Origin of the sequence: Vibrio sp. 1751, from assembly GCF_033339895.1 — a bacterium.
Classification (GTDB): Bacteria; Pseudomonadota; Gammaproteobacteria; order Enterobacterales; family Vibrionaceae; genus Vibrio; species Vibrio alginolyticus.
In genome coordinates, this window is sequence record NZ_JAWOVM010000118.1 from 1 (window position 1) to 10,104 (window position 10,104).

Here is a 10,104-nt window from a genome sequence, read left to right on the forward strand (position 1 = left end):
TCGACTCAAAACGCCATCAAATTTTTCTTCAGGTTGGAATTCTTCGACGCGACTTTGAATTGGTGTCACGTTTTTCAGCCCTAATGTGTGCACGACTTGCTTGATAAAACGAATGCGTTTGCCAAGACTGTCGAGCAAAAAGAAGGTTTTCTCAGGGTTCATTATTGCCAAAGGGATGCCCGGTAACCCCGGACCAGTACCAACATCAATGAAGCGCTCACCGGGCAGGTGTGCGCTTACAACGATACTATCAAGAATATGTTTCACTAACATATCAAGCGGATCACGTACCGATGTTAAATTGTACGCTTTGTTCCATTTGTCGAGCAGTTCGACATAACCAACTAACTGCTCTCGTTGCTGTTCTGACACTTCCAAATCGGTTTTCGCGATCAGTGAATCCAGCTTTGTTCGCAATGCGCTCATTATTCTTCCTCACCTTTCTTCAGCAAACCATGCTTTTTCAAGTGAACAAGTAGAATAGAAATTGCAGCAGGCGTAATACCAGAAATGCGTGATGCAATACCGATGCTCTCTGGTTTGGCCTCGCTCAGTTTAGCAACGACTTCGTTTGATAAACCTTTTACATCGCGGTAATCCAAATCAGCAGGTAACTTGGTATTTTCGTGACGCAGTGATTTTTCGATCTCTTCCTGCTGACGCTTGATGTAACCATCGTATTTCACTTGAATTTCAACTTGCTCAGCCGCTTGCTGATCTTCAAGTGCAGGAGCAAACGCTTCAAGTTGCGTCAGTTGCGAATAAGTGATCTCTGGACGACGCAGAAGATCCTCACCACTCGCTTCACGGGCCATTGGGGTTTTCAGCAGCTTGTTCAGCTCATCAACACCCTCTGACTTCGGATTCATCCACGTTGCTTTCAAACGCTGACGCTCCGTTTCCATATTGTTGATTTTCTCGTTAAAGCGAGCCCAACGAACATCATCAATCAAGCCTAGCTCGCGCGCTTTTTCCGTTAAACGTAAATCGGCGTTATCTTCACGAAGTAGCAGGCGGTATTCCGCACGAGAAGTGAACATTCGGTACGGCTCTTTGGTACCCATGGTCGATAAGTCATCAATCAACACGCCCATGTAAGCTTGGTCACGACGTGGGCTCCAGCCTTCTTTGTCTTGGCTAAACAAGCTTGCGTTTAGACCGGCCATCAAGCCTTGCGCTGCGGCTTCTTCGTAGCCAGTCGTACCATTAATCTGGCCAGCAAAGAACAAACCATGGATGAACTTCGTCTCGTACGTTTGCTTCAAATCACGTGGATCGAAGAAATCGTATTCAATCGCATAACCTGGGCGAACGATGTGTGCATTTTCAAACCCTTTCATTGAGCGCACGATTTGTACTTGCACATCAAATGGCAAGCTGGTCGAGATACCATTAGGGTATAACTCGTGCGTGGTTAGGCCTTCTGGCTCAATGAAGATTTGGTGGCTGTTTTTGTCAGCGAAACGCATCACTTTGTCTTCAATAGACGGACAGTAACGCGGACCAATACCTTCAATCACACCTGCGTACATTGGACTGCGATCCAAGTTACTACGGATCACATCGTGAGTTTGTTCATTGGTGTGGGTGATGAAACATGGAATCTGACGCGGATGCTGTTCACGTTTGCCCATGAACGAGAATACAGGCGTTGGGTTATCACCGTGCTGAGCTTCTAGCACTGAAAAATCAACAGTACGAGCATCAATGCGCGGTGGAGTACCTGTTTTTAAACGATCCACACGGAACGGCAGTTCACGCAGTCGATCCGCTAATGCGATCGATGGTGGATCCCCGGCACGACCACCAGACGAGCTTTCCATACCTATGTGGATCTTACCACCAAGGAAGGTACCCACGGTTAGCACAACGGCTTTCGCATGGAAGCGAAGTCCCATTTGAGTTACCACACCAACTGCGCGATCTTGTTCAACAATCAGATCATCAACTGATTGCTGGAACAACGTTAAGTTAGGCGCATTTTCTAATGCATTACGAACGTACGCTTTGTACAGAGCGCGATCGGCTTGAGCTCGAGTTGCTCGTACTGCAGGACCTTTGGAGGCATTTAGTGTACGAAACTGAATACCTGCATGGTCGATGGCTTCAGCCATCAAACCGCCCATAGCATCTACTTCTTTTACTAAGTGACCTTTACCAATACCACCGATCGCCGGATTACAAGACATCTGGCCTAATGTATCGATGTTATGGGTAAGGAGAAGCGTTTTTTGTCCTGTGCGTGCAGATGCGAGCGCGGCTTCCGTTCCTGCGTGTCCGCCACCGACAACAATGACGTCAAAGTTTTCGTGATAAAGCATGAACTGACCTCAGGTATTCAAAGGGATTTAATGGACAGATAAAGGAGCCGTATTTTACCTGCTTTATGCCAGAGAGAAAAACGTTTTCTCGTTTTATCCGTTTTAAGCTTCAAGATAAATATATATAAGATCTATATATATGATCTTTTATTAGATCTACTATTAGGATCGACCGTTTCTGTGGATAACCTAAAAATGATCAACAAGATCATGGATCTTCTTTGGATCATATCTTGTGATCATGATTGGATCAGATCGAGGATTACCTGGGATCAAAAGTGGTGGTTATACACAGGGGGTAAAATTGATCAAAGTTGTTATTGGGATAACTAAAGGAAAATCACTGGATCTTATTGTAGTTATCCACAGTCTGTTTGGTTGGTTTTTGAGCGGTTAAACAAAATAATTTGGTGGGAGTTATTCACATGGGAGAAAACAGAGCCGAATTTCGACTCTGTTGAAGGGAAAGTCGTGAGTTTAAAAACGTTCGATATTCTCTTTTAACCACATTTCTGCGGCGTCTTCTGGCACATCATGGCTCAGTACATCGATTTTAAAGCAATCTGCGAGAGGGGTTGCACCAATATCCTCTAATAAATCATAAGCGTGTTGACCAGCGGCACAGAACGTATCGTAGCTAGAGTCACCAATCGCAATCACCGCAAATTTTACATCAGTCATTTTTGGCGGTGTATTTTGTAATGCTGCGATAAAAGGTTGGATATTATCAGGATACTCACCAGCTCCATGTGTAGAGGTGATCACCAACCACGTACCTTGATTTTCGATATCACTGAGGGAAGGCTGGTTGTGGATCGTTGTTTCAAATCCATTCTCGTTGAGTAGATCACTCAGGTGATCCCCTACGTATTCTGCGCCACCTAACGTGCTGCCTGTAATAATGTGGATCATACTTCTTCCTTATTGAATGCGACGGCTAAAGCTCATGGATGGCTTGCCGTACAAAAAGAAACGCGGTGTGAGTTAAGCTCAGCACCGCGCGTTCGATTATTTACTTCCCGATACAGAATGAAGAGAAGATTCGTCCCAGTAAGTCGTCAGAACTGAACTCACCGGTAATCTCATTGAGATGTTGTTGGGTGATGCGTAGCTCTTCAGCCAATATTTCACCTGCCATATAGCCTTCAAGCTGCTCCTGGCCTATTTGAAGGTGCTGTGCGGCACGTTCTAATGCATCGAGATGACGACGACGAGCCATAAACCCACCTTCACTGTTGCCAGAGAAGCCCATACACTCCTTGAGATGATCGCGCAGAGCTTCAACCCCTGCACCAGTCTTCGCTGACAAACGGATAAGAGTAGGGTTATTGACGTGGCAGATCCCCATATCTTCACCCGTTTGATCCGCTTTATTACGGATCACAGTTATGCCAATGTTGTCTGGTAGGCGATCCACAAAATCTGGCCAGATATCTTTCGGATCGGTGGCATCGGTTGTCGTGCCATCCACCATGAACAACACGCGGTCTGCTTGGGCTATTTCATCCCACGCGCGTTCGATACCGATTTTCTCTACTTCATCGGAAGCATCACGCAAACCTGCTGTATCAATGATGTGTAGTGGCATGCCATCAATATGGATATGCTCACGCAGTACATCACGCGTGGTTCCTGCGATGTCGGTTACGATTGCAGATTCTTTACCCGATAGCGCGTTCAGTAGGCTTGATTTGCCCGCATTTGGACGACCCGCAATCACGACTTTCATCCCTTCACGCATAATAGCGCCTTGGTTAGCTTCTTTGCGCACCGCATCTAGGTTGTCGATGATGGCTTGTAGGTCACCAGCCACTTTACCGTCGGCCAAAAAGTCGATCTCTTCTTCAGGGAAGTCGATGGCTGCTTCAACATAGATACGCAAATGAATCAGCGACTCAACTAAGGTATTAATGCGGCCTGAAAATGCGCCCTGTAAGGATTGCAGTGCCGATTTTGCTGCTTCTTCAGAACTGGCATCAATGAGGTCTGCGATCGCCTCGGCTTGAGCGAGGTCGAGTTTATCGTTCAGAAATGCGCGTTCAGAGAACTCACCAGGGCGAGCAGCTCGAATACCATCTATACCTAGAATGCGTTTTATCAGCATATCCATCACGACAGGGCCGCCATGGCCTTGCAGCTCAAGTACGTCTTCACCTGTAAATGAGTGTGGGTTAGGGAAGTACAGTGCGATGCCCTGATCAAGCACAGTGCCATCTTCTGACTTAAACGGCAGGTACTCTGCGTAGCGGGGCTTTAGTGTTTTGCCAGTGACTTCTAACGCCACTTGGTTGGCTTTAGGGCCAGAAACACGAATAATACCGACACCGCCACGACCAGGCGCGGTCGCTTGAGCGACAATCGTATCTGTAGTCATAATTTTGCCTTTTGAGCTGGGCTATAGGGAAGATACCTAGGGAGCCATTACAATTAATTAGCTGAATTGTAATCAGCCAAAAACAAAAAGGCGACCTTTTGGCCGCCTTTCTCAATCATTTCCTAAAAGGTTACTTGCTGTGTAAGCCTTTTTTCTCTAATCCTTTGTAGATCAGAGTTTGCTGGATAAGCGTTACGATGTTTGACACCAACCAGTACAGAACGAGACCTGATGGGAAGAACAAGAAGAAGAAGGTAAACATAACCGGCATAAAGGTCATGATCTTCTGCTGCATTGGATCCGTTACCGTTGTCGGGCTCATCTTCTGGATTAGGAACATTGACGCACCCATCAGTAGAGGCAGGATGTAGTATGGGTCCTGCGCTGAAAGGTCATGAATCCAACCGAAGAATGGAGAGTGACGTAGCTCAACCGATTCCATTAGTGCCCAGTAAAGCGCGATGAAGATAGGCATCTGTAGGATAAGAGGTAAACAACCACCTAGTGGGTTCACTTTCTCTTTCTTGTACAGTTCCATCATTTCTTGGCTCATGCGCTGACGGTCATCACCGATACGCTCACGCATTGCTTGCAGCTTAGGCTGAAGCATACGCATTTTCGCCATAGACGTGTATTGCGCTTTTGTTAGTGGGTACATTGCACCACGAACGATGAAGGTCAGGCAGATGATTGCCACACCCCAGTTACCAACAAAGCTCTGGATGAATGAAAGCAACATATGAAGAGGCTTCGCAATGAACCATAACCAGCCGTAGTCCACTACTAGGTCTAGGTTAGGTGCCACTTCTGCCATTTCATCTTGCAGTTTTGGACCAACCCAAAGTGTTGCTTCAAACTTAGCCTGATCGCCTGTTGCGATAGTTTTGTTCGGCATACGAACGCCGATGTCGCCTAGGTTGCCAATTACACGAGTGTATAGGTTAGTACCTGGTTCGTTACGTGGGATCCAAGCTGCGGCAAAGTAGTGCTGAATCATTGCTGCCCAACCTTGGCCATCGGCTAGGTTAAGAGACAGGTTGCGATCCTGCATATCATCAAAGCTGTACTTCTTGTAACGCGTATCTTCTGTTGAGTATGCGCCACCACGGTAAGTAGGCATTGTGATGCTACCACCATCGTCCATTAGGTTTTGACGTAGGTGAGCGTACATACCAAATGTTGCGTTGTTGCCTGAGTTGTTCACTACATCGTATTCAACATTAAGCGCGTAGCTGCCGCGTTTAAAGATGTAAGTTTTGGTGTATTCGATACCGTTTGCAGTGAATGTCATCGGAACGCGAAGTTCATCTTGACCGTCAGCCATTGTGAAGCTGTCTGCACTTACGTTGTAGTGAGGGCGATTTGTGCTGCTCAAGTCGATACCTTGAGGACCCACTAGACCGCTTTGAGCGATAAATTGGTGACCTTGAGCGTCTTTAAGCAGAACAAAGGAATCTGATGAATCTAACTCAGCAGAGTATTCGTTAAGGTTGGCATGTACCACATCGCCACCAACGGTGTCGATCGACAGAGTTAAAACATCAGTCGTTACTGTGATAGTTTTTGCAGAAGCTTGCTGTTGACCAGGAACTGGGTCAAGTTCATCAGCAAAAGATGGTGCAGGTAGAGTGCTGCTTGATTGAGCCTGTTCAACTGCTTGAGGTTCTGGATTCTTTGCAACTTGCCATTGTTGAAACAGCAAAAAAGAAACCAGGGCCAAACCGATGAGCAGGATATTACGTTGAGAATCCATCGTTAGTTATCTCTGTCTTGTTTTTGGACTGGTGGAACGGGGTCATACCCCCCTTCATTCAAAGGGTGGCATTTTAATAGACGTTTGCCTGATAACCAACATCCTTTTACAAAACCGTGAGCTCTCAAAGCTTCTAGCGCGTAAGTGGAACAGGTTGGTGTGAACCGGCAACGAGGACCAATCAAAGGGCTGATAAACCAGCGATACAGATAAACGAGCCCAATGGCTATCCACGTGAAGGGCGAGACAGGCGTTGCCATAGCTTATCAAACAACTTAAAAATTTCCTCATTGCTTAAATCTTGCGCGCTTTTCTTTGCAATCACAACAAAATCTTTGTTTGGAAGCTGATGTTGATTGTTACGAAAGCTTTCACGAGCCAAACGCTTAAATCGGTTACGACCGACAGCCGTTTTGATTTGCTTTTTGGGAACCGCTAAACCTAATCGTGGGTGAGAAAGTTTGTTATTGCGAGCAATGATGGTGAAATGAGGCGAGCCAGCTCGATGAGCTTGCTGGAAGACGTTTTGATAATGCTCGGGAGTTAACAAACGTAACTCCCGATTAAACGCGTACGTGTTCAAAATAAACTAGCGATTATTTTGATAGGCGCGCACGGCCTTTTGCACGACGTGCGTTGATAACTTTACGACCGTTCTTAGTTGCCATGCGAGCACGGAAGCCGTGAGTACGCTTGCGCTTTAGAACTGTAGGTTGAAAAGTGCGTTTCATGATAATTACCTTTACTGATCAGTAGTTTTAGGTTCTTGTTAAACCCGGCGTGGGTATTTGCTTTCTTATATAAAGAAGCTCTTTATATAGAGAAGGACAACCGACGCCTCTCAACAAAGAGGCGGAATTGTAATCACACTCACATAATGTGTCAATGACTCAATGAGTACGAAATTCCGGCCGGGCGATTATACGTAGTGTGAGTAAAATCTCAAGGATCAATCGATCCTGATGCTTGATCGTTACTCTATTCCTACTTGGTTAAGGAATTTTTTCAAACGAGGATCTTGTGGATTATCGAAGATATCCTGTGGAGAACCTTGCTCAACGATATTGCCTTCCGCCATGAAGATCACTCTATCAGCGACTTCTTTCGCGAATTGCATCTCGTGCGTCACCACCAGCATGGTTTGATGCTGATTAGCTAACTTCTTCATTAATGAGAGAACTTCACCGACCCATTCAGGATCCAGCGCAGAAGTTGGTTCGTCAAACAACAGCAGTTCTGGTTGTAGCGCCATCGCTCGGCCGATACCCACACGTTGTTGTTGGCCGCCAGATAATGCCGCTGGATAACTATCGCCTTTATCCCCAAGACCGATGTCATCCAGAATTTGTTGCGCTCGTTTGAGAGCATCGGCTTTTTTCCAACCTCGAACGGTCACTAGACCTTCGGCAATGTTCTGGCGCGCATTCATGTGGGCAAACAGGGCATAGTTTTGGAACACAAAGCCAGTTCGACGACGCAGCGCTAATACTTCGGCTTTAGTGTGTTTTTGAGTATCAACGGAGATGTCATCTATCGTGATACGACCTTCATCTGCTTGTTCTAGAAAGTTCACCGTACGCAGCAAGGTTGATTTACCCGTACCACTTGAGCCGATAATCACGATGATCTCACCTTGCTTAATATCGAGGTCGATGCCTTTCAGCACTTCAGTCTCACCAAAACGTTTGTGAATATTTTCTAACTTAATCATCGTACGTACGCCTTATTCAGTTTTGCTTCTGCCCAGATTTGTACGCGAGTCAGAATCACCACCACGCCCCAGTAAATAAGAGCAACCGCAAGGAAAGCTTCAAAGAAACGGAAACTTGATGAGGCTTCCATCTGTGCTTTCGCCATGATTTCGGCCACACCAAGCGTGAAAGCGAGAGACGTTGACTTGATCATATCGATGAAATAGTTCATCAATGAAGGCAGTGCGACACGCGTTGCTTGAGGTAAAATAACTCGGCGCATTGCTTGGGATGTCGTCATACCGACCGATAAGCTCGCTTCCATTTGGCTGCGATCAATACCAATAATGGCGGCACGAATACTTTCCGCCATATAAGCGGCAAAGTGCAGCGTTAAACCGATTACCGCTGCTGAAAAGGCGTCGATACCGACCATCAATGGAAAAATTTGCGGTAAGCCGTAATAAAGCAGGAAAAGCTGAACCAACAGTGGGGTGCCACGGAAGAAGCTGATGTACAGTTGGCTTAATTGATCCAGAACTGGCAGTTTAAATACGCGAATATTGGCTAAAATGACGGATAAAATCAGCGAAAACACCAATCCCCATGTCGCCATTTCCATGGTTGTGCCAAGATATTTCAGCAATATCGGCAGCAGTTCCAACATGTAATTAAAGTCAAATCCCATACGGCTTACCTAAAGGCTAGAGAAAAGAAAAGGTGGAAAACAAGTTCCACCTTTACGTAAGTTTATTTTAGTCCGAGAGTGATACCACTTTGCGGCCTAAAGTACAAAGAGTTCTTATTTCGTGATGTCAGCGCCAAACCACTTCACGGAAATTTTCTCTACTGTACCATCTGCGCGCATCTCAGCCAGTGCTTTGTTTACTTCTTCTTGCAGCTTACGACCTTTCTCGTTGTCAACGAAAGGCCATGCGTTTTGAATTGTCTCAAACGGTTCGCCTGCCAATTCCAGAGGAAGGCCAGTTTTCTTAATCAGCTCTAACGCAGAAAGACGATCCATTACAAACGCGTCTGCACGACCGAGCGCCACGTCATGTTCGATACCTGTGTCGTACGTTTTAATGTTGATCTTGCCGTCTTTGTCGTATTGACGCAGCAGTTGCTCAAAGTTAGAGCCTAGGTTCACCGCAACGGTCTTGCCTGCAAGATCGTCAACACCTTTGATGCTGTCGTTGCCTTTACGCACGGTAATTTGTGCGCCATCTACAACGTAAGGGTCAGCAAATAGGTATTTAGCTTTACGCTCGTCAGTCATGGTGATTTGGTTGGAGATCGTATCGATACGACCAGTTTCTAAAAGACCAAATAAACCAGAGAAGTTGGCTGTTACGTATTCGATTTTGTAATCGTTACGTTTACCAATTTCATCCCACATGTCGACTTCAAAGCCTTGTAGCTTGTCTTGCTTTACAAAAGTAAACGGGAAGTAGCGACCTGACATACCAACTTTGACTTCAGTAGCGGCTTGTACGGTTGCTGCCGACAGTGCAATGGCTGCAACGGCAACCTTAATCCAGTTTTTCATAATACATCTCCATAATTTTATGGTTGGAAATACTACTGTTAGTTAGCTCAATTAAATAAATAACCAAGAGCAATAACCTAGACCTGTGAGTTATTAGATAATAGAAGAAGAATGTTAAATGTGACGAAAATGCGAACTGAACCTAGCGAAATGATCGACAAAATCAGCATTGGGAATAAAATAATACACAGACTTATCACCAATCGCTCGATCTTGTGAATTTTGCCCAATTGTGGATCGTTGTGTGGGCAAATTTGGGGCAAGGTGTGTTGATCTCATCAAGTTTGCAGAAATAATTGTGAATAACTTGGATCTTATTCACTGGATCGTCGATCAATCGCTGGCGATCTTGGTTATCAACAGGTAAAATTGCCAGTCTTTTCCGATAATTCAATTACTCAGTGGGGGCACCGTGT

Annotated in this window: 11 protein-coding genes; all 11 read right to left on the minus strand. The window is 45.7% G+C overall.

What is annotated here, in order from left to right:
- The coding region (gene rsmG, locus R7041_RS21235) for a 16S rRNA (guanine(527)-N(7))-methyltransferase RsmG (protein WP_225474268.1) at positions 1-426 on the minus strand (426 nt) is incomplete at its 3' end.
- Positions 426-2,321, minus strand: coding sequence for a tRNA uridine-5-carboxymethylaminomethyl(34) synthesis enzyme MnmG (mnmG, locus tag R7041_RS21240; RefSeq protein ID WP_005378901.1), 1,896 nt, complete (start codon positions 2,319-2,321; stop codon positions 426-428). The genes mnmG and rsmG, both read right to left, overlap by 1 nt.
- A 477-nt stretch (positions 2,322-2,798) precedes the next feature.
- On the minus strand, positions 2,799-3,233 hold the full coding sequence (mioC, locus tag R7041_RS21245) for an FMN-binding protein MioC (RefSeq protein WP_005378900.1): 435 nt from the start codon (positions 3,231-3,233) through the stop codon (positions 2,799-2,801).
- A 100-nt stretch (positions 3,234-3,333) separates the two neighbouring features.
- Positions 3,334-4,695, minus strand: coding sequence for a tRNA uridine-5-carboxymethylaminomethyl(34) synthesis GTPase MnmE (gene mnmE, locus R7041_RS21250; protein WP_005383836.1), 1,362 nt, complete (start codon positions 4,693-4,695; stop codon positions 3,334-3,336).
- 130 nt (positions 4,696-4,825) lie between these two features.
- Positions 4,826-6,448, minus strand: coding sequence for a membrane protein insertase YidC (yidC, locus tag R7041_RS21255; RefSeq protein ID WP_005383834.1), 1,623 nt, complete (start codon positions 6,446-6,448; stop codon positions 4,826-4,828).
- Between the two features lie 2 nt (positions 6,449-6,450).
- Positions 6,451-6,708 (minus strand): membrane protein insertion efficiency factor YidD, encoded by a 258-nt coding sequence (gene yidD / locus R7041_RS21260; protein WP_005378822.1) that lies wholly within the window; start codon positions 6,706-6,708, stop codon positions 6,451-6,453.
- Positions 6,675-6,998: a ribonuclease P protein component gene (rnpA, locus tag R7041_RS21265; RefSeq protein ID WP_005394102.1), complete on the minus strand. Its 324-nt coding sequence runs from the start codon at positions 6,996-6,998 to the stop codon at positions 6,675-6,677. The genes yidD and rnpA overlap by 34 nt, the downstream gene beginning before the upstream one ends.
- Positions 6,999-7,044: 46 nt before the next feature.
- A complete protein-coding gene (gene rpmH / locus R7041_RS21270; RefSeq protein ID WP_005378825.1) occupies positions 7,045-7,179 on the minus strand; it encodes a 50S ribosomal protein L34 in 135 nt (44 codons plus the stop codon).
- Between the two features lie 242 nt (positions 7,180-7,421).
- Positions 7,422-8,159, minus strand: coding sequence for an amino acid ABC transporter ATP-binding protein (locus tag R7041_RS21275; RefSeq protein WP_005378827.1), 738 nt, complete (start codon positions 8,157-8,159; stop codon positions 7,422-7,424).
- The gene (locus tag R7041_RS21280; protein ID WP_005378829.1) at positions 8,156-8,827 is read right to left on the minus strand and encodes an amino acid ABC transporter permease; all 672 of its coding nucleotides are present in this window, start codon (positions 8,825-8,827) and stop codon (positions 8,156-8,158) included. Before R7041_RS21280 ends, R7041_RS21275 begins: the two co-directional genes overlap by 4 nt.
- Positions 8,828-8,941: 114 nt before the next feature.
- Positions 8,942-9,688: an amino acid ABC transporter substrate-binding protein gene (locus tag R7041_RS21285; RefSeq protein ID WP_005378831.1), complete on the minus strand. Its 747-nt coding sequence runs from the start codon at positions 9,686-9,688 to the stop codon at positions 8,942-8,944.
- Positions 9,689-10,104 lie beyond the last annotated feature (416 nt).